General features: G+C 38.5%; 16 protein-coding genes. 10 read left to right on the forward strand and 6 right to left on the reverse strand.

Annotation, left to right across the window (positions count from 1 at the left end):
- The first annotated feature begins 44 nt into the window (after positions 1-44).
- From priA to GM418_RS06440, 7 genes are all read left to right on the forward strand, one after another.
- A complete protein-coding gene (gene priA / locus GM418_RS06410; protein ID WP_158864299.1) occupies positions 45-2519 on the forward strand; it encodes a replication restart helicase PriA in 2475 nt (824 codons plus the stop codon).
- Positions 2520-2713: 194 nt separating this feature from the next.
- Complete coding sequence (locus GM418_RS06415; protein ID WP_217447718.1) at positions 2714-3709, forward strand: bifunctional heptose 7-phosphate kinase/heptose 1-phosphate adenyltransferase; 996 nt, start codon at positions 2714-2716, stop codon at positions 3707-3709.
- Between the two features lie 118 nt (positions 3710-3827).
- Positions 3828-4631: a ParA family protein gene (locus GM418_RS06420; RefSeq protein WP_158864301.1), complete on the forward strand. Its 804-nt coding sequence runs from the start codon at positions 3828-3830 to the stop codon at positions 4629-4631.
- Between the two features lie 10 nt (positions 4632-4641).
- Positions 4642-5505 (forward strand): ParB/RepB/Spo0J family partition protein, encoded by an 864-nt coding sequence (locus GM418_RS06425; protein WP_158864303.1) that lies wholly within the window; start codon positions 4642-4644, stop codon positions 5503-5505.
- 59 nt (positions 5506-5564) lie between these two features.
- The gene (locus tag GM418_RS06430) at positions 5565-6191 is read left to right on the forward strand and encodes a DUF5683 domain-containing protein (RefSeq protein ID WP_158864305.1); all 627 of its coding nucleotides are present in this window, start codon (positions 5565-5567) and stop codon (positions 6189-6191) included.
- A 5-nt stretch (positions 6192-6196) separates the two neighbouring features.
- Positions 6197-7825 carry a lytic transglycosylase domain-containing protein gene (locus GM418_RS06435; RefSeq protein ID WP_158864307.1) on the forward strand — a complete coding sequence of 543 codons (1629 nt, stop codon included), beginning with the start codon at positions 6197-6199 and terminating at the stop codon, positions 7823-7825.
- Between the two features lie 254 nt (positions 7826-8079).
- Positions 8080-8724: an NADPH-dependent F420 reductase gene (locus GM418_RS06440; protein WP_158864309.1), complete on the forward strand. Its 645-nt coding sequence runs from the start codon at positions 8080-8082 to the stop codon at positions 8722-8724.
- A gap of 63 nt (positions 8725-8787) precedes the next feature.
- On the opposite strand, the gene GM418_RS06445 is transcribed toward GM418_RS06440, so the two are convergent.
- The 4 genes from GM418_RS06445 to GM418_RS06460 all read right to left on the reverse strand — a co-directional run bounded on the left by GM418_RS06445 (position 8788) and on the right by GM418_RS06460 (position 12697).
- Positions 8788-8961, reverse strand: a complete 174-nt coding sequence (locus GM418_RS06445; RefSeq protein ID WP_158864311.1) for a MarR family transcriptional regulator — start codon at positions 8959-8961, stop codon at positions 8788-8790.
- Between the two features lie 13 nt (positions 8962-8974).
- On the reverse strand, positions 8975-11068 hold the full coding sequence (locus GM418_RS06450; protein WP_158864312.1) for a tetratricopeptide repeat-containing sensor histidine kinase: 2094 nt from the start codon (positions 11066-11068) through the stop codon (positions 8975-8977).
- A gap of 144 nt (positions 11069-11212) precedes the next feature.
- A complete protein-coding gene (locus tag GM418_RS06455) occupies positions 11213-11794 on the reverse strand; it encodes a superoxide dismutase (RefSeq protein WP_158864314.1) in 582 nt (193 codons plus the stop codon).
- Positions 11795-12097: 303 nt separating this feature from the next.
- The gene (locus GM418_RS06460) at positions 12098-12697 is read right to left on the reverse strand and encodes a superoxide dismutase (RefSeq protein WP_158864316.1); all 600 of its coding nucleotides are present in this window, start codon (positions 12695-12697) and stop codon (positions 12098-12100) included.
- 274 nt (positions 12698-12971) lie between these two features.
- Between GM418_RS06460 and GM418_RS06465 the strand changes: the two genes are divergently transcribed.
- Positions 12972-14273 carry an MATE family efflux transporter gene (locus tag GM418_RS06465; protein ID WP_158864318.1) on the forward strand — a complete coding sequence of 434 codons (1302 nt, stop codon included), beginning with the start codon at positions 12972-12974 and terminating at the stop codon, positions 14271-14273.
- A gap of 117 nt (positions 14274-14390) precedes the next feature.
- Here GM418_RS06465 and fabF read toward each other — a convergent pair whose 3' ends face one another.
- Positions 14391-15635 (reverse strand): beta-ketoacyl-ACP synthase II, encoded by a 1245-nt coding sequence (gene fabF, locus GM418_RS06470; protein ID WP_246222820.1) that lies wholly within the window; start codon positions 15633-15635, stop codon positions 14391-14393.
- A gap of 52 nt (positions 15636-15687) precedes the next feature.
- Entirely contained in the window at positions 15688-16248 is a 561-nt protein-coding gene (locus tag GM418_RS06475; protein ID WP_158864320.1) for a TetR/AcrR family transcriptional regulator, read from the reverse strand.
- A 340-nt stretch (positions 16249-16588) separates the two neighbouring features.
- On the opposite strand from GM418_RS06475, the gene GM418_RS06480 reads away from it, so the two are divergent.
- Positions 16589-17605 (forward strand): YeeE/YedE thiosulfate transporter family protein, encoded by a 1017-nt coding sequence (locus GM418_RS06480; RefSeq protein ID WP_158864322.1) that lies wholly within the window; start codon positions 16589-16591, stop codon positions 17603-17605.
- A gap of 401 nt (positions 17606-18006) precedes the next feature.
- Positions 18007-18936, forward strand: coding sequence for a magnesium transporter CorA family protein (locus GM418_RS06485; protein ID WP_158864324.1), 930 nt, complete (start codon positions 18007-18009; stop codon positions 18934-18936).
- Positions 18937-19342: the final 406 nt, after the last annotated feature.

Raw genomic sequence — 19342 nt, forward strand, 5'->3', positions numbered from 1 at the left:
CATTTTTTTGATTTACATTTAGACGGGATTCAAACCCGCTTTTTATGTCAGATTTATATGCCGAAGTGATATTACCTCTCCCGCTGCACGATGCTTTTACCTACCAGGTACCCGGGCATCTTGAAAGTGATATTGCAGAGGGAAAGCGTGTTGTGGTGCAATTTGGTCAGAAAAAATTGTATTCGGCACTTGTAACCGCTCTTTCAAGCAAAAAGCCGGAAAACATAGATGTAAAAAAAATTTATGAAGTTCTTGATGAGCAACCGGTTGTGCTTTCCAAAAATATAAAACTATGGCGCTGGATAGCAAAATATTACTGCTGTACACTTGGCGATGTTTTCAAAGCTGCACTTCCCGGCGGTTTAAAACTGGAAAGTAAATCAAAAGTATTTGCGGTTGACGATGGGACTGAAGCTGAACTGACAGAAAAAGAACAACTGTTACTTCAACAAATCGGAAGCGAAAACTCCACAGTTGATGAGCTTCAGAAAAAACTTCGAAATGATTTTTCCTACCCTGTTTTGAAGTCATTATTTAAAAAAAACTGTATTCAGATTGAAGAAAAAATAAACGCGCGTTACAAACCCAAAACGGAAACGTTTGTAAAACTTCATCCGGAAATAGAGAACAAAAAAATACTGAACAACAAACTTAACGACCTGCAAAGGGCAAAAAAACAACAGGCACTGCTTTTACATTTTTGCGAAAAGATTAACGCATTTAAAAAAGATGTTCTGCTTTCTGTTTCAAAAAAAGAGCTTTTGGACGGAACCGGCTTCACTCCGGCTATTTTAAAAGAACTGGTGAAAAAGAAGCTTGTTATTCAGTTCCAAAAGCAGGTTTCGCGCATCGAAGAAGAAACCGAAAACAGCCAGGTGAGTATAAATTTGTTAAACAAACACCAGGAGAAAGCGCTGACTGAAATTCAGGCATCGTTTGAAAAAAAACAAGTAACGCTGATTCATGGAATTACTGCCAGCGGAAAAACAGAAATTTATATTCACCTCATCGACGAGATATTAAAATCGGGAAAACAGGCGCTTTATCTGGTTCCGGAAATTGCGTTGACAACTCAGATTGTACGGCGTCTTAAAAATGTTTTTGGCAAAAAAGTCGGCATCTACCATTCCAAACTCAGCAGCCAGGAAAGAGTGGAAATCTGGGACAAAGTGCTCCAATTTCAAACCAAACCTGAAAATGGATACCAGGTGATTTTGGGCGCACGTTCGGCCATTTTTATGCCTTTTTCGAAACTGGGACTTGTTATTGTTGATGAAGAACACGAAAATTCTTTTAAGCAGTTTGATCCCGCTCCGCGTTATAATGCACGCGACATGGCGGTAATACTCGGGCTTCAGAATAATGCAAAAGTCTTGCTGGGATCTGCCACCCCCTCTTTTGAAACCTATTACAATGCGGTAAACGGGAAATACGGCTTGGTAAATTTAAAAAAACGGCATACAAACGTTGAGCTTCCGGAAACACTGGTTGCAGATGTAAAAAAAGCCTATAAACGCAGACAGATGCATTCGGTGCTTTCACCCGAATTATATGAACTGATGCAAGGTGCAGCAGAAAAGAATGAACAAAGTATATTGTTCCAAAACCGGCGCGGCTATTCACCTTTTGTGGAATGTTTCACTTGTGGATGGATTCCCAAATGTAAAAACTGCGATGTAAGTTTAACCTATCACAAATACAAAAAAAGGCTGACGTGTCATTATTGCGGATATAGCCAGCAAATGCCCGACTCATGCGACAATTGCGGTTCGAACGAAATAAAAACCCGGGGATTCGGGACTGAAAAAATTGAAGACGAACTCAAACCGCTTTTCCCAAATGCCAGTCTTGCCCGAATGGATTTAGATACAGCAAGATCGAAAACGGCACTGGAAAAAATAATACAAAACCTGGAAAGCCGAAAAACTGACATTTTAATTGGAACACAAATGGTTACCAAGGGTCTGGATTTTGAACATGTAAGTGTTGTGGGGATTTTAAACGCCGACAACCTGCTGAACTTCCCCGATTTCAGGGCGCACGAACGTGCATTTCAACTTATTTTACAAGTAAGCGGACGCGCAGGCCGAAAAAATAACAGGGGAAAAGTGGTTATTCAAACTTCACAACCCGAACACCCTCTTTTAAATCTTATCATTTCGCAGGATTATACATCGGTTTTTAAAGCACAAATGGAAGAACGGAAGCTTTTCAGATACCCGCCGTTTTTCAGGTTAATTAAAATTGTGGTAAAACATAAAAACCAGCAAACCGTCGACCGGGCAGCAATCCAATTGAAACAATTTTTGGAGAAAAACAATAAACTAATCTTGTTAGGGCCTGAATATCCACTGGTTAGCCGTATTCAACTGTGGTATCAAAAAGAAATCTGGATAAAATTTGATAAAAGCCTGCACCTCGACAATACCAAAGATTTTATCATCGACTGTGTAAGCAAAACCAAACACCTTCCCGATAACAGCAACTGCGTTATAAATATTGATGTTGATCCGATGTAAAAAGAAACAAAATGGTCTTAAAACCGACTTAAAATAATGTTTATCCGGCAACATCATCATGAGCTGCAAAAACGTAAAGTAACAAAAGCATGTTCTCACCATTTATCGCTCCAAACAAGGACATATAATAAATCTGGTCCCGTTTTCACAGCTTTGATTTTTTAGTAGATTTGTAGCGTTTTTAAAGGATATTCGTGGATATAACAGAGATAAATCAAATATTTGATAAATTCAGTCGTATGCGGGTTTTGGTAATCGGCGATGCGATGATTGACATGTATTTGTGGGGAAAGGTAGAGAGAATATCTCCGGAAGCTCCCATTCCCATTGTTTCGGTCACCAAACATGAAAGTCGTCTTGGAGGAGCGGCAAATGTAGTGTTGAATATACAGGCGCTGGGAGCCACACCCATTTTGTTTTCGGTTATTGGCAACGATGAAAATGGCAGAAAATTCAGGAGATTCCTGGAAAAAAGAAACCTTTCGTGCGAAGGAATTTTCTCGGACCCCAAAAGAAAAACCACCGTAAAAAGCAGGATCATAAGTAACGGGCAACATGTTGCCCGGGTAGATGAGGAAACGACAGCATACATCGGGCAGGAGATGGAAAATGAACTGATCTCCGCTATAAAAGAAACAATCAATAAGTCAAAAACAGATGCCATCGCTTTTGTCGATTATGACAAAGGAGTGATCACACCCAATCTTTTCCGGAGTGTCAATAAAATGGCGTTAAAAAAGGGCATCCCAACAGCTGTCGATCCTAAAAAAAGAAATTTTGGTCTTTATAAGGATGTTACCTTATTTAAGCCCAATTTTGGAGAATTTGTAGGGGGTACCGGATTGGCTGTAAAAAAAGGCGACATCAGGACGCTAAAAGAAGTGGCAAATACTTTTAAAAGAAAACTAAATTTTAAATTTATATTTATTACGCTTTCAGAGCTGGGAGTATTTATTAGTAACGGGGTAAACGAACAGCATTATCCGGCCGTAATACGCGACATTGCAGATGTTTCAGGAGCGGGAGATACCGTGGTAAGTGTAGCCAGCCTGGCCGCTGCGGCAGATTTATCGCCCAAAATAATGGCAATGATGTCGAACCTTGCCGGTGGTTTGGTGTGCGAGAAAGTGGGAGTCGTCCCAATCAACAAAGAACAACTCATGAATGAAATGCAGACTCAAAAAATTTAATTTTTTAAAATCTTCGCTTCCAGCTTTTTAAAAATAAAACAGCGGTGTAAATCAAAAAAATTTAAGAGGTTTCCGCTAAATTATTAACTTTGAAACCACTCAATTAAAAAAAATACAGATGGGAAAAATAATATCACTGGCAAACCAAAAAGGGGGCGTAGGAAAAACCACGACAACCATAAATTTGGCAGCCAGCCTGGCTGTTTTGGAAAAAAAGGTTTTGGTAATTGACGCTGATCCACAGGCAAATGCAACATCCGGATTGGGATTCGATGTTAAAAACGTACAATCAAGCATTTATGAATGTATTGTGGATGAAGTGGAAGCCGAAAAAGTGGTTTTAAAAACCGAAATTGAAAATCTTGATTTAATTCCATCTCACATTGATTTGGTTGGTGCCGAAATAGAAATGTTAAACTTGCCAAACAGAGAAAAGGTGCTCAAGAATTCCATCGAGCAACTCAAAAATTCTTACGACTTTATTTTTATTGACTGTTCTCCTTCGCTTGGATTGATAACGGTAAATGCACTAACAGCTTCCGACTCGGTTGTTATTCCTGTACAGTGTGAATATTTTGCCCTGGAGGGACTGGGAAAATTACTAAACACCATTAAAATCATTCAGAACCGGTTAAACCAGGGTCTTGAAATTGAAGGATTTTTACTTACCATGTACGACTCCCGTCTGAACCTTTCAAATCAGGTTTATGAGGAGGTGAAAAGACATTTTCAGGATATGGTTTTTGACACGGTTATTCAGCGAAATATAAAATTAAGTGAGGCCCCAAGCTATGGGAAACCTGTTATTTTATACGATGCCAGTTCAAAAGGTGCCATTAGCCACATGAACCTGGCCCGCGAAATATTACAGAGAAACTCAATGACCACAATGTCGAAAGAAAAAAACGTAGTTATTATTTAAAAATATGGCCATGGCAAAAAGGAATGCATTAGGTAGGGGACTTGGTGCGCTTATCGATGATGCAGAAAAAATGAAAAGCGCCGGAATTAGTGAGATTGAACTCAATAAAATTGAGGCAAACCCTTTTCAGCCCAGGTCGAAGTTTGATACAGAAGCACTGGAAGAACTGGCTGCTTCAATTCGGGAGATCGGTCTCATCCAGCCCATTACGCTCCGAAAGATTGGAGAAGATAAATTTCAAATCATTGCCGGTGAACGCCGCTTCAGGGCAGCACAAATTGCAGGATTGGAAACCATTCCGGCCTATGTGCGCAAAGCCAAAGACGACGGAATGCTGGAAATGGCGCTGGTTGAAAACATTCAGCGCGAAGATTTGGACGCTATCGAGATTGCTGTAAGTTATCAGCGACTGATGGAAGAATTAAAATTCACACAGGAAGAAATGAGTTCGCGTGTGGGTAAAAAACGTTCAACCATTGCCAATTACCTGCGTTTGTTAAAACTTCCCGCAGTAATTCAAAAGGGCCTTCGCGAAAAAGTTATTTCAATGGGACATGCCCGGGCCATTATAAATATTGAGGAAACAGAGACCCAGATTATGATTTACAACCAAATCATAAAATACGGATTCTCGGTAAGAAAAGTGGAAGAAATTGTTCGCGATTTGAATGATGATTCTGCCGACAAATCTTCAAAATCCCAAAAAGAAAAACTTCCCGGAGAATACCAGGTCATAAAAAAACAACTGGACAGTATCTTTAAATCAAGAATTGGATTCTCGATGAACGACAAAGGAAAAGGAAAAATTACCATTCCTTTTAAATCCGCTGAAGATTTGGAAAGAATTGTTAAAATAATTGAAAATCAAAAATAAACCTTTCGTTTCCGGTCATATCTTAGGGTATTCTTCTATTTTTGTGCAAAATTTTAAAGGTGAATTTTAAATCGGCTTTGCAAAAAATTTTTATATTCTGCTTACTGTTGCTTGCAGAACAAACAGTTATTGGTCAGGGACTTGTTGACGCTGACACAATTGCTACCGTCACGCAAAAACCGATGGAAGAGGAGAAAGTTCACTCTCCAAAAAGGGCAACTTTATATTCGGCCATTTTACCCGGGCTTGGACAGGCGTACAACAAGAAATACTGGAAAATACCTTTCGTATATATTGGCTTTGGAACCATTGGCTATTTTATAGATTGGAACAATGATTATTATCAGTTAACCAAACGCGCTTATATCCATTTAAGAGACGATGATCCTGAAACCACCGACTATTTGAAACTAAAAGGAATTGAATATTACGATTTGGATAATGCCACAGACAAAGCGAATCTGGAAACTGCCCTTTCAAAACGACAGGATTATTATCGACGCAACCGCGATTTCCTGATAATAAGCATGGTAGCTTTCTACGGATTAAATATTATCGATGCGAGTGTGGACGCCCATCTTTTCAATTTTGACGTTTCAGATGATTTAAGTCTGAATTGGCAACCCTCGATGTTGAATTTTCAAAATGATCTGGTATATTGCATAAATCTTACTTTCAATTTTTAACACGTATGAACTTGATTACAAAATCGATAATACTTTCTTTTTTTATTTTATTCTCGGGTAACCTACTGGCTCAGGAGACAGATTCGCTCAATATCTTGAAGGAAAAAGACGAGCTTGTTGTTGACACTTTACAACAGCAGGACACGCTTTCACTGGAAAGACAACTGCTTCTTGATGAAGATTTGAATGATATCTTTTCAGAGAAAATGGACAGTTTGGTAAACACCTGGTATATCGAAAATGCATTTACTTTAGACAGTATCGACCTGACCTTAATAAAAAACTATCCCAAAAATCTTCCGGATTCTGTTTATGTTGAAAGATTACAAAATATTGAACAGGTCATCGACTTGTCGTACAACAATGTGGTAAGAAACTTTATCAAATTGTACACCGAAAAAAAGCGGGATTTATCAGAAGTAATCATAGGTCTTTCGTACTATTATTTTCCAATTTTTGAAGAAACTTTGGATAAATATGATATGCCTCTGGAATTAAAATACCTGGCCATTATTGAGTCAGCATTAAATCCGAGAGCCCGTTCACGGGTTGGGGCAACCGGGATGTGGCAATTTATGTACGGGACGGCAAAAAATATGAAACTCGAAATAACCAGTTTTGTCGATGAACGTCGCGACCCTGTAAAATCAACCGACGCAGCAGCACGATATTTAAAAAGGTTGTACGATATATATGGCGACTGGCATCTTGCCATAGCTGCTTACAATTGTGGTCCCGGCAATGTAAACAGAGCCATCAGGCGCTCAGGAGGAAAAAGAAACTACTGGGAAATATATTATCGTTTGCCCAGGGAAACCCGCGGCTATGTGCCTGCTTTTATTGCAGCAAGTTATTTTATGAATTATTATGGTGAACACAATTTGATTGCCAATTTTCCTGAAACCTCTATTAATACCGATACAATTATAGTAAGCGACTACCTTCACTTTGACCAGCTGGCGGCTACGCTCAATATGTCAAAAGATGAACTCCGGTCCTTAAATCCAATGTACCGTCGTGATGTTATTCCTGCAAAACCGGAAAAAACTTATCCACTGGTGTTGCCGGAGGACAAAATAATGGACTTTATAGATCAGGATACGTTTGTTTTTGCTTATGAAAGGGAAAAATATTTCCCGGACAATACGCTTATGAAACCAACTGAAAGTTCGGGATATTTTACTCCGGTCGATATCGAAGGAAAGGCCAAAGTAGTTTACACAGTAAAATCGGGCGACAATGTAGGATTTATTTCTTCGTGGTTTCATGTTCGCGCCTCCGATTTAAGATACTGGAACAACATTCATCGCGACCTGATACGTGTAGGGCAAAAGCTGGTTGTTTATGTTCCGGAAAATCAAAAAACAAAATACGAGAAGATAAATTCCCTGACTTTCGCACAGAAACAGGAAACGATTGGAAAATCGGGAAGCAGCTCCTCAACCAAAAAAGCTGAATCCAAACCTGTTGACCCAAATTTTGTATATTATACGGTAAAAAAGGGTGATACACTTTGGGATATCGCGGAAAAATATGCCGGAATATCCAGTAACGAGATCATGAAGCTAAATAATCTTTCAAACGACCGAGGGTTGTACATTGGTCAAAAGCTTAAAATCAAAAGAAAGTCATGATTTGTCTCTTTTGCACACACTCTGCCAGTCAGAATTATTCTGTCTGGTGAATCATTTTTTATTTCTCTGATTATTTTTGAATATTAGATTCATGTTATAGCAAAGAAGGCGGACATTCTGCCGCTACCGTTTTTTAATAATCTGAAGAGGATTTTAATAGGAAAGCTCCAAGTACTTTTTATTGTTTTTTTGCGAACAATAATCCCTTATTATTCATTACTATAATGGATGGTTAACGACTAAAATTGAAAAACATGAAAAAGGTTGGAATTATAGGTTCAGGAAATGTTGGGCAGGCACTTGCGGAAGGTTTTGTTAAAAACGGCTACCAAACAACAATTGCATCAAGAAGCGAAGAAAAAAGAAAAGAACTGGAACAGGCATTTGAAGGAAAAATAAAAACGGATACTCTGGAAAACACTGCCCGGAACAATGATATTATTGTATTTGCAGTAAAGGGAGGAAAAGCAAAAGAAGCGCTTGCCGTTTTGAAAGTGGATAATTTAAAAGGAAAAACCGTTATTGATGCTACCAATCCCATTGAAGACGCTGCTCCGGTAAAGGGTGTTCTCGTCTACTCTACTTCCATAAACAAAAGTCTGATGGAAGAGCTGCAGGAGATGGCAGCTGAAGCAAAATTTGTAAAAGCTTTTAATTCGGTTGGTGCAGGCCATATGGTCGATCCTTTATTTGAAAGTAAACCCACGATGTTTATTTGCGGAAATGATACTGAAGCAAAAAAAGAAGTAAGCGAAATTCTTGACAAATTCGGCTGGGAAACTGCCGACATGGGATTTGCGGAGGCTGCCCGTGCCATTGAACCGCTTGCAATGTTATGGTGTATTCCGGGATTTAGCAACAACAGCTGGAACCACGCATTTAAACTGCTCAAAAAGTAAACTTTTCAAAAATTACGTAAAAAAAATACCGGATTGGAATCTCCGGTATTTGTAATAACGTTTTTACTTTGGTTCCCAAAAACAACGTTTGGGCGAAACAATCTTTTCTTCGGTTTTTAATATTTTCATTGCTTTGTCTACTTCCTTTTTATCTAGTCCTGAAGCTTCTGCAATTTCGCCGGCTTTTAAAGGTTTTCCGGCTGCCTTTAAAGTTTCCAATACCTTTTCTGCACTCATACTTTTGTTTTTTTTAATTTGAATTATTTGCAGGGATAAAAATAGAAAATCTACTCCCTTTATTTTCCTGACTTTTTATTGTAAGGTATCCTCCATTCAATTTTATAAATTCGTTTGCAAGCTGCAATCCCATGCCTGTACCGTTTTCCTTATTTGTGCCCAGTTGGTGATAGTTGGAATCGACCTGTAACAATTTATCAACTTGATCTTCCGGTATTCCAATTCCCTGGTCCTCAATTCTTACCTCAGCCATTTGGTCTTTTTGAACAACCTTTACCAATATTTTTTTACCCGAAGGAGTAAATTTCACCGCGTTCGAAAACAAGTTTCTTACGGTTGTGGAAATCATCTCCCGATCGGCAAATACTTCAATTCCGCTACAAAGTTCTGACTTAACATCAATCGATTTTAATTCAGCGGCATGTTGTAAACTTTTTATCGTTTTTTCGACTTCATCATCAATATTAAAAATCGTTTTTTTAACTTTCATTCTTCCCCCCTGTACCAAAGACCAGGTTAAAAGGTTTTCCAGTAGTCTCAGAGCCTGTTTAGACGTTTTGTATGACAGCTCAGCAAGCCTTCTTTGCTCAGACTTCGGGAATTTATCAAACTCCTTTGCCAGTAGTTCCGTCAGATTGAGAACCGAACCAATCGGATTTTTTAAATCATGGGCAATAACAGAATGAAATTTATCTTTCGATTTAACCAACTGGCTTAATTCCCGGTTTAATTCTTCAAGCCTTTTTGTTTGCTCTTCAATTTTTTTGTTTTTCAACGTTAATTCGTCGTTCAACTGTTTAAGCTTCCGCAACTTGATTAAAATATTTAACAAGGCAATAAAAAGAACGACTAAAAAAACAAGCGAACCCAAGGTAACAATTCGTCGCAATCGCTTTTCATTGTCGATATTTAGCTGCAATATCTCATTATCCTTCTCTTTTTCCATCGTTTCAACTAAAACATCAACATTTGAAATCGCATCAATAACCGCACGGTTAAACATTGAATCGTGTATAAGGAAATATTTCCTGAAATATTGCAGGGCAAATCGGGTGTTATTTATTTCAGTGTATGCATCAGCAAGTATTCTGTTAGCTCTTGCCTGCTGATTTAAAATCATCGTCCCTTCCGTAACTTTTAAAGCTGAATCGGCATAAACTATTGCCTTGTCAAACTCGCTATCATTCAGATAACTTTCGCCTATCAAACAAAATACTTCGGACAAGTTCAGACTATCTCTTAATTCCTTAAATACGTTACCAGCATCAAAATAGCTTTTATACTTTAACCCGGAAAGTCCAAGACTACCATAAGTCTCAGCCAGCAGCCCAAGTGCTTCTCCTACCAAAGTTTTACCTTCAATAAACTGAAATCCGGATTTCTGATCTTCAAACCTTTTATTTATATCAAGGATTAATGCTCTTAGATTTTGAACTGCTTCTTTGTATTTCGCCGTTTTCATTTGCAGGTTAGCCAAATACATTTGCACATATCCCAATTCAACAGGATCACCAAGCTCTTTTCTTATCGTTAAAGCTTTATTCAGATATTGTTCTGCTTTATCAAAGTCATTTATGTATAAATAATTAACTCCAATATTGGCAGAAGCCAGGGCAATTCCCTCCGGTTCATCTGTTTCTTTAAATACATCCAGTGAAATTTTATAAAACCCGATAGCCCGGTTGTAATGTAACATCGCCTCATAACAATTCGCAATTTCAAGGGTTACCCAACCAACATAAGGGCGATACTCATCAAGTTGTGCATATTTATAAGCTCTGTTTAAATAGTCGAGAGCGATGTTGTAACTCCCTTTTTCCAGAAAAGAGCCTCCCATTTCCATATAAATATCAACAAGTCCCCAATTAATTTTATGTTGTCTGGCCAGTTCTATATTTTCGTGAGCAAACTCAAGATACAATTCATAATCAGAACGCCTTAGCTGTTGGATTATTTCAAGTCTGGCATTTAATAAAAACTCAACATCGTCAACGCTGTCTAAACTGTAAAACAAATTTCTCAGGCTATCTTTTTCGTCAAATGCAGAGGTTTCTTCCCAAAAACAGAAGATGCTTAAGAAACATAGTAAAATCGTTATTCCTCTCATTTACAATAAAAAAAACGAAAAATTACAAGCACTAATATAAATAAGAATTTTCTATTCGTGTTAATTTTTTCGTTTTTCCACTACCAGGGCTTTTGAAAATTCCCTGGTAAAATAACAATATATGGTTCTGGTTTACGAAACCAACTATTCTGCAAATCTTTCTGAAATCACTTTCCAATCTAAAATTTTCCAGAAGTCCTCAATATATTTAGGACGCAAATTCTTTTTATCAATATAATAAGCATGTTCCCAAACATCGCATGTCAATACTGGTTTTTTGCCATCACGAATTGGGTTGCCTGCATTACTCGTTTGAAGAATTTCCAGTTCGCCGCCATCATTTTTTACCAGCCAGGCCCAGCCCGAACCAAAAAGAGTTGCAGCAGCCTTTGAAAACTCAGCGATAAAATTCTCAACGGAACCAAATTTCGCCTCAATAGCGGTTTTCAAATCGTCTTTAGGCTCCTTACATCCATCGGGACTAAATTGCATAAAATAAAAAGTATGATTCCATACCTGCGCACCGTTATTAAAAATTCCTCCTTCAGCCTCTTTGATAATTTCTTCCAAACTTTTGTCTTCAAACCCGGTTCCTTTAATCAGGTTATTTACATTATTTACATAAGCCTGATGATGTTTCCCATAGTGGAATTCAATGGTTTTTTCACTGATAAATGGTTCCAATGCGTCATTTGCATACGGAAGTTTTGGTAATTCGAATGCCATAATTTTCCAGTTTAAAAGTTAATTTCTTTTTGTTGATTCTTTTCTTGTAAAGGTAAAACATATTAAACTGAAAAAGGATTAAACAAAAAGTTAATTTGAAAGAAGTTTAAATAAGAAAAATCCTGTTGGAGAGCAAAAACTGAAATTTTATGATATGCAGAAAACGTTATGAATATTCCTTAAGAGGGTAAAAGCAGAAAGGATCGATACCACGAGACCAGCGACACCAATTGAACATAATATTATAAAAAGAGGCAACAAAAACCCCGGAGCCTCTGCCCCGGGGAAAAAACCAAAAATCAACTAACCTTTAAACCGCCTGGCGACTTCATTCCAGTTGATGAGATCCCAAAATGCATTTACATAATCCGGACGTCTGTTTTGGTAATTCAGATAGTACGCGTGCTCCCACACATCAATTCCTAAAATTGGCGTACCCTGAACTTCCGCTACATCCATCAAAGGATTATCCTGGTTGGGCGTTGACGAAACCGCCAGCTTATTCTTTTGAAGTACCAACCATGCCCAGCCAGATCCAAACCGCGTAACCGCAGCCTGAACAAAAGCCTCCTGGAAATTTTTTACTGAACCAAATGAATCATTGATTGCATCAAGAAGTTCTCCTTCTGGAGCTTTAGCTCCACCCGGAGCAATTACATCCCAATACAAATTATGGTTATAATATCCTCCTCCATTGTTTCTAACCGCTGTTGAATATCCTGAAACTCCACTCAATATCTCCTCTATTGCTTTTCCTTCCAAATCAGTTCCTTCAACTGCGCCGTTTAATTTTGTTGTATACCCCGCGTGATGTTTGGTATGATGTATTTCCATCGTACGTGCATCAATGTGAGGTTCCAATGCTGTGTAATCGTATCCTAATTTTACTAGTTCAAATGCCATAGCTTTTATTGTATTAAAAGATTTAAATGTATTTAATTCTGAAACAAAAATAACTGCTATTTAGAATTAATCCAAATCTTTACTGCACAAAACAAATTGAATTCATTTATTGTTCATAGGCACAATCAATAATAAGCTATATTTCTTTCTTCAATTAGCTAAAACACCGGCTCAAAGTCCTACTATTAAAGAGTTTCATCTCTGAGTATTTTTTTCAAATAAGAATATTTTTTCTGAAACAGAAGTCAAAACTGTTACCTTTGGCTGTCTCAAAATGAACAAAGAAATTTTAAAATTAGCAGTACCCAATATCGTGAGCAACATTACAGTTCCGTTGCTCGGATTAATCGATTTGGCTTTGATGGGACATCTCGGTTCCGAGGTTTATATTGGCGCTATTTCGCTGGGAGGTGTAATTTTTAATTTTATTTATTGGGGTTTCGGTTTTCTACGCATGAGTACTTCGGGTTTTACCGCGCAGGCATTTGGCGAAAAAAACCGGCAGGAGAGTATTACCATTTTAATAAGGGCTTTACTTGTTTCAGCCTCAATAAGTCTGTTAATTTTGATGTTACAAGCTCCAATTGCATGGGCCAGTTTTAAAATTATTGGTGGCAGCGATGAAGTTGAAACACTGGCCAACGAATATTTCAGGATAAGAGTTTGGGCTGCCCCCGCAGCATTAAGCTTATTTGTTTTTAACGGATGGTTTCTGGGTATGCAGAATGCGCGTTTCCCAATGATTATTGCCATTTCTGTTAATATTGTTAATATTCTGTTTAGCGTATTATTCGTTTTTGGACTAAATATGAAATCAGCAGGAGTAGCTTTAGGAACAGCGCTTTCACAATATGTTGGTTTAGCCATTGCCGTTACTCTTCTGTTCAAAAAATACAAATACCTGTTACCTGAAATATCAAAACAGGGAGTTTTAAACATTAAAATACTACTCAATTTTTTCAAAGTAAACAGCGATATTTTTATCCGTTCGTTTTGTATCATCCTTGTGTTCACCTTTTTTACTTCAAAATCAGCAAGTATCGACGATACCATTTTAGCGGTCAATTCTCTACTGATTCAGCTGCTATTGTTTTTTTCCTTTTTTATCGATGGATTTGCTTTTGCCGGTGAAGCCATGGTTGGAAAATATGTAGGGGCAAAAGAACCGGCAAACCTTAAGAAAGTAGTTCGACTTCTTTTTGTTTGGGGAATCGGTCTTGCTGCTATGTTTACCCTGATTTATGCTCCCGGTACAAATATCATTTTAAATCTGCTCACCTCCCAAACAGATGTAATTCAAAGCGCCCAGCCTTTCCTTTTTTGGGTGATTCTCATCCCCTTTACAAGTTTTGCGTCGTTTATCTGGGATGGAATTTACATCGGAGCCACGGCTTCAAAAGCCATGAGGAATACATTAATCGCATCCACATTTTTGGTTTTTACTCCGGCGTATTTCCTTCTAAACTCCCTGTTGGGAAACCATGCCCTTTGGCTGGGCATGATTTTATTTATGCTTTCACGCGGTGTCATCCAAACATTCCTTTACAAAAAGGCAATTTTGAAACCTCTCGCTTAATCTGCTATTCAACAATTCTCCCTACATTACTCATACTGAACTCGTTCGATATCTTCCCCAAAAAAAAGATTCCGAAATAAATCCGGTAAGACGACAAGATAAAATAAGCTAAACCAGCTATTTTACTTTTTTGAAAATAGTTGAAACCGTATGCCCGCCAAAACCAAAAGTATTACTCATTGCTGCATTTATTTCTGTTTTGACCGGCTTTTGAAGTACAATATTTAAGCCCCCCGGAATTTCCGGATCAATATTTTTTGTATTAATGGTAGGCGGCACCTGGTTACATTCAACAGCTTTTATAGTTGCAATAGCTTCAATGGCACCGGCTGCTCCCAATAAATGCCCGGTCATTGATTTTGTAGCACTTACAAATACTTTTTTTGAGGTTTCCCCAAAAATCCTGTCGATTGCCAGGCACTCTCCAATATCTCCAACCGGCGTTGACGTAGCATGTGTATTGATGTAGTCCACCTCTCCGGGCTGCATTTTTGCATCAGCAAGTGCGTCAGTCATGGCCAGTTCTGCACCAACCCCTTCAGGATGCGTAGCCGTAACATGATAAGCATCCGCAGCGGCACCATATCCAACCAATTCACAATAAATTTTTGCACCGCGCTGTAATGCATGTTCCAACTCTTCCACCATCAGCAAACCGGCCCCCTCACCCAACACAAACCCGTCGCGTGTAACATCAAACGGGCGAGATGCTGATGCAGCATTTTCGTTGTTTGTTGACATTGCTTTTATGGAATTAAAACCGCCAACAGCAGCTTTTGTTATGGCTGCCTCCGAACCTCCGGCCAATACAATATTTGCCTTTCCCAAACGAATTTGGTCAAAAGCGTTTGCAATGGCATGGTTCGACGAAGCACAGGCGGAAACCGTGGCATAGTTAATCCCGCGAAAACCATAACGAATGGAAATATGTCCGGATGCAATATTTCCAATCATTTTTGTAATAAAAAAAGGACTAAATCGGGGAACCTCATTGTTTTGCCCAAAAGCCAAAACTTCTTCTTCATACGATTGTATTCCTCCAATTCCGGTAGCAAGAATCACCCCCACTTTATTCAAATCTGTCTTTTTAAGATCCAGGCTTGAATCGAGCAAACACTCTTCGCTTGCAATTAATGCGTATTGTGTATACCTGTCCAGTTTTCGGGCCTCTTTTCGGTCAAAATAATTCAGGGGATCAAAATCTTTTACCTCGCAGGCAAATTTAGTTTTATGATTTATCGGATCAAACCGGGTTATTGCAGCTGCACCGCTCTTCCCGGCAAGCATATTTTCCCAGTAAGCATTTACATTATTTCCAAGGGGAGTCACCGCGCCCATTCCGGTAATTACTGCTCTTTTCATATCAATAATTTTTATGATTTCTTACTCGATAAATTGAGATTAACGTATTATTTTAAGGTCTTAAATCGTCAAGAATAGATTGACAATAGTTTTTATAGTCCAAATTTCCTAAAACGCCCGACAGCTGTAAACTGGCTACCAAACTTGAAAAAATTACCAATGCTTTACTTTCAGCACTATCGGCAAAAGCAAACACACCCTTGTTTTTGCCTCGCTCCAGAAGAAAGGCCAGCCATCTTAAAATCATGTCAACCATTTTCTTTAGCTCGTTTTGTGTTGATTCATCCAAGGTTTTTACATCCGGGCTCAAAGAACCAACCAAACACTTCTTTTTTTCGCGACGGCTTTTTACATATATCTTTACAAATGCATCCAGTTGCTGCCATTCATCAAAATTCCGGCTTTCCATATTTTCTATCATTTCTTCAAAACGCTGAATATTTGTTTTCACAATACTCGTCGCCAGATTTTTTTTGGATGGAAAATAATAATGAATAGCGGCATTCTTTATACCAAGTTCAGTAGATATATCCTGATAACTAAAAGCATTGTATCCTTTTGTCCGTATCAGGTTTTCACCCAACTCCAGTATCTTTTCCCGTGTTACCGACATCAATTCTTTTATTGTAATTTCGAAACAAATATACTTACTACTAAGTAAAAAACAAACACATAAGCTTTTTATTACTAGTATATTTATAAACTATACCGATTCATCTATACAAAAATATACTTACTTAATCATCAGTAAAAAGAAAACGAATAAAGTGCGATAACAAATTTTAACGCATTCAGAAAAACACCACCCAAAACTTTTAGTACCTTTGTTTTTCTTTTAAAGCCGACTAAAATTTCAAAACAATCTTTAACTACTGATTCGCTGGTTTTGCGGACTGTTCTATTTGTCTGTTCGCGCAAATGAAGTGAGAAACAAACATATTAAAACAAATATTATGATTCTAACTGTATTTCTGGGATTCATTTTTGGCGGTATTCTTCAATACGCCAAACTGAATAAATTTAATACTATCAGTGGTGTAGCAACGTTGAGCGATTTGACCGTAGCCAAAGCCATTGCCATGGCTGTAGGACTTGGCGCAATTCTATTGAATGTTTCTATTGGGATGGGATGGGCCGGCTACCACGTAAAACCTTTTGTTGTAGGGGGCATTATTCTCGGCGGCCTTATTTTTGGTGTAGGCATGGCTATTTTAGGATATTGCCCGGGAACGCTTGCCATTTCATTAGGTGAAGGTTCTGCCGACGCGCTCGCAGGTGTAATTGGCGGTTTATTTGGCGGTTTAATTTACACCGTGCTACTTCCGTCTATCCAGGGAATTTTAGGTCCTGATCTTGGCAAAATATCGGTAAACAGCATTGCAGGGGGGAACTCAGCTGCATTTTATGCTGCCACCGTTGTGCTCGGATTAATTTTTATCGGAATTGCTTTTGGTGTTCACAAAATAGAGAAACGCCCTGAGAAAAACATGAAATGGCTACTTGCCGGTATTTTACTTGCCTTGTTAAATACCATCGTCTTTTCAAAAGGTGTCAGTAACCGTCCCATCGGTGCATCAACCACATTTCCGTATGTAGCCGATTGGTTAAGCGGTTTTACCAACAACAGTTATTTTGAAAAAATTCAGGTTCCCGGGAACTGGGAAGTTTTCTTTTTATTGGGAGCGCTTCTATCGGGATTGATTCTCTCCCTGATTCGGGGAGAATTTAAAATTCAGCTGATTCATGAAAACTGGGTGAAATACAAAAACAATTCAGCTGTATCACGTGCCATTTGGGCATTTATTGGTGGATTTGTTTTGATTTTCGGCGCCCGTATGGCAGGAGGCTGTACCAGTGGACACGTGATCTCAGGAGGAATGCAACTTGCTATAAGCAGTTTGGTTTTTGCGGTATTTGTCTTTGCCGGACTGCTGATCACCGGACGTGTTTTCTATGGTAAAGCAAAATAGACAGAGTTTTAAATAAAATACGATTAAGCAGCGGACTAAAGTCCCAAAAGATGTGCAACTCTGTTTCACCGGCATAAATGCCGTTGTTATTTAGTTTTCACATAGCCTGTTCGGCTGAGTATTCGCCTTAAAGTCCAAATCAAAAGGGCTTTAGTCCGGTATGACGCAACAAAAATAGTGTTCACAAACAGCGTCTCTTTGTATTACTCCAAGCTTCACTTCAAAAAAATAAGCAACCTCGGGTTCTTTTTCCCGACAGAAAAGTTACTTTTGCAGCGTCAATAAAAAATTATCACAAAATATGGACGAAGGCCCGTATCATACGAAATTTAAAGTAATAACCAGTCTGTAAAGGGCATTCGCAGTCTCTTTACAGGTAAAAAAACGTAAGGAGGCGAACCATGATTAAAATCTTCAAAACGTTCGGGGGGTATGTTGAAATACCTAAAATTGAAAAGGGATGCTGGATTAATGTAACCGCACCAAACACTTCAGAAATTCAACGCTTAAAGGACGACTTCAAATTACCGGATGATGTCATCCGTGACATTTTGGATACTGACGAACGACCACGTGTGGAGTTCGACGACGACTGGACGTTGATAATTATGCGCATTCCGGTGGAGAATCAAAATAACGGCGTTCCGTTTTACACCATTCCGCTGGGAATTTTTATCCGAAACGGATTCACGCTTACCATCAGCTTACAAAACAACGAGATTTTACCCAGCGAGCGGCCTTCGCCTTTTCGGGAGCAATATCAGCAAATTACCGACAACTACAATTTCATTTTACGGCTGTTTGTCCGCTCAGGAAGTATGTATTTGCGCTACCTGAAACACATCAACCAGCAAACCACCGCCATTGAGCAGGATTTGGAAAAATCGATTAAAAACCGCGAGCTCAACAAGTTGCTAAAAATGGAAAAATGCCTGGTGTATTTTATCACTTCCATAAAAGCCAACGAAATTGTACTGGCCAAACTGCGAAATGCGAAAAAAATAACTACCGAAATTAACGAAGATTTACTGGAAGACGCCATCATCGAAAATAAACAGGCGCTGGAAATGGCCCAAATTTATTCCGACATACAAAGCGGAATGATGGATGCTTTTGCTTCGGTTATCTCCAACAACCTGAATGTGGTAATGAAACAACTCACTATTGTTTCCATTCTTTTAATGATTCCTACGTTAATTGCGAGCTTTTTCGGAATGAATGTGCCTAATCTGTTTGAAAATTCGCCGGGTGCTTTTTGGCTTATTGTTCTGGTTTCCATGTCACTTTCTTTAATGGGCGTTATTTTTCTCCGAAAACGACACTGGTTTTAGCCCATCCGGATGTGAACAGACGGATAACATCCAACAGCTTTAATGGTCATGGTGTTATCTTGTTACCAACGATTCCAACAAAGTTTAGCTTTTTATTTTACAGGAATAAAAAAACATCTTTAGCTTCCTGAACCTGCAAAAAAGGCACGCCGGTTATGTAATACACCTGCATGGGAGGTCACCTACATGTGTGGGGAAATAAATTATATTGAGGGGAAACTATTTTGATACAGGGAAAAATAAAAACACGGGAGGAATAACATTATACAGGGGTGATAAATAATTTTACCGAGAGGTTTCTCTGTTTATGTTCCATTATTGCCCACTTTAAACTATTTTTAAACCTGAAAAACCAAATTAAACCAACAATGAAAAAGCCCAAAACAATACATCTGCTTCTCCTTAG

Source organism: Maribellus comscasis, from assembly GCF_009762775.1.
Classification (GTDB): Bacteria; Bacteroidota; Bacteroidia; order Bacteroidales; family Prolixibacteraceae; genus Draconibacterium; species Draconibacterium comscasis.

Coding starts and splice junctions, on each gene's coding strand:
- GM418_RS06485 (WP_158864324.1), top strand. CDS start 18,007: ATGATTAAAATCTTCAAAACGTTCGGGGGGTATGTTGAAATACCTAAA.
- GM418_RS06450 (WP_158864312.1), bottom strand. CDS start 11,068: ATGAGAGGAATAACGATTTTACTATGTTTCTTAAGCATCTTCTGTTTT.
- GM418_RS06480 (WP_158864322.1), top strand. CDS start 16,589: ATGATTCTAACTGTATTTCTGGGATTCATTTTTGGCGGTATTCTTCAA.
- GM418_RS06460 (WP_158864316.1), bottom strand. CDS start 12,697: ATGGCATTTGAACTAGTAAAATTAGGATACGATTACACAGCATTGGAA.
- GM418_RS06425 (WP_158864303.1), top strand. CDS start 4,642: ATGGCAAAAAGGAATGCATTAGGTAGGGGACTTGGTGCGCTTATCGAT.
- GM418_RS06455 (WP_158864314.1), bottom strand. CDS start 11,794: ATGGCATTCGAATTACCAAAACTTCCGTATGCAAATGACGCATTGGAA.
- fabF (WP_246222820.1), bottom strand. CDS start 15,635: ATGAAAAGAGCAGTAATTACCGGAATGGGCGCGGTGACTCCCCTTGGA.
- GM418_RS06440 (WP_158864309.1), top strand. CDS start 8,080: ATGAAAAAGGTTGGAATTATAGGTTCAGGAAATGTTGGGCAGGCACTT.
- GM418_RS06445 (WP_158864311.1), bottom strand. CDS start 8,961: ATGAGTGCAGAAAAGGTATTGGAAACTTTAAAGGCAGCCGGAAAACCT.
- GM418_RS06420 (WP_158864301.1), top strand. CDS start 3,828: ATGGGAAAAATAATATCACTGGCAAACCAAAAAGGGGGCGTAGGAAAA.
- GM418_RS06435 (WP_158864307.1), top strand. CDS start 6,197: ATGAACTTGATTACAAAATCGATAATACTTTCTTTTTTTATTTTATTC.
- GM418_RS06475 (WP_158864320.1), bottom strand. CDS start 16,248: ATGTCGGTAACACGGGAAAAGATACTGGAGTTGGGTGAAAACCTGATA.
- priA (WP_158864299.1), top strand. CDS start 45: ATGTCAGATTTATATGCCGAAGTGATATTACCTCTCCCGCTGCACGAT.
- GM418_RS06465 (WP_158864318.1), top strand. CDS start 12,972: ATGAACAAAGAAATTTTAAAATTAGCAGTACCCAATATCGTGAGCAAC.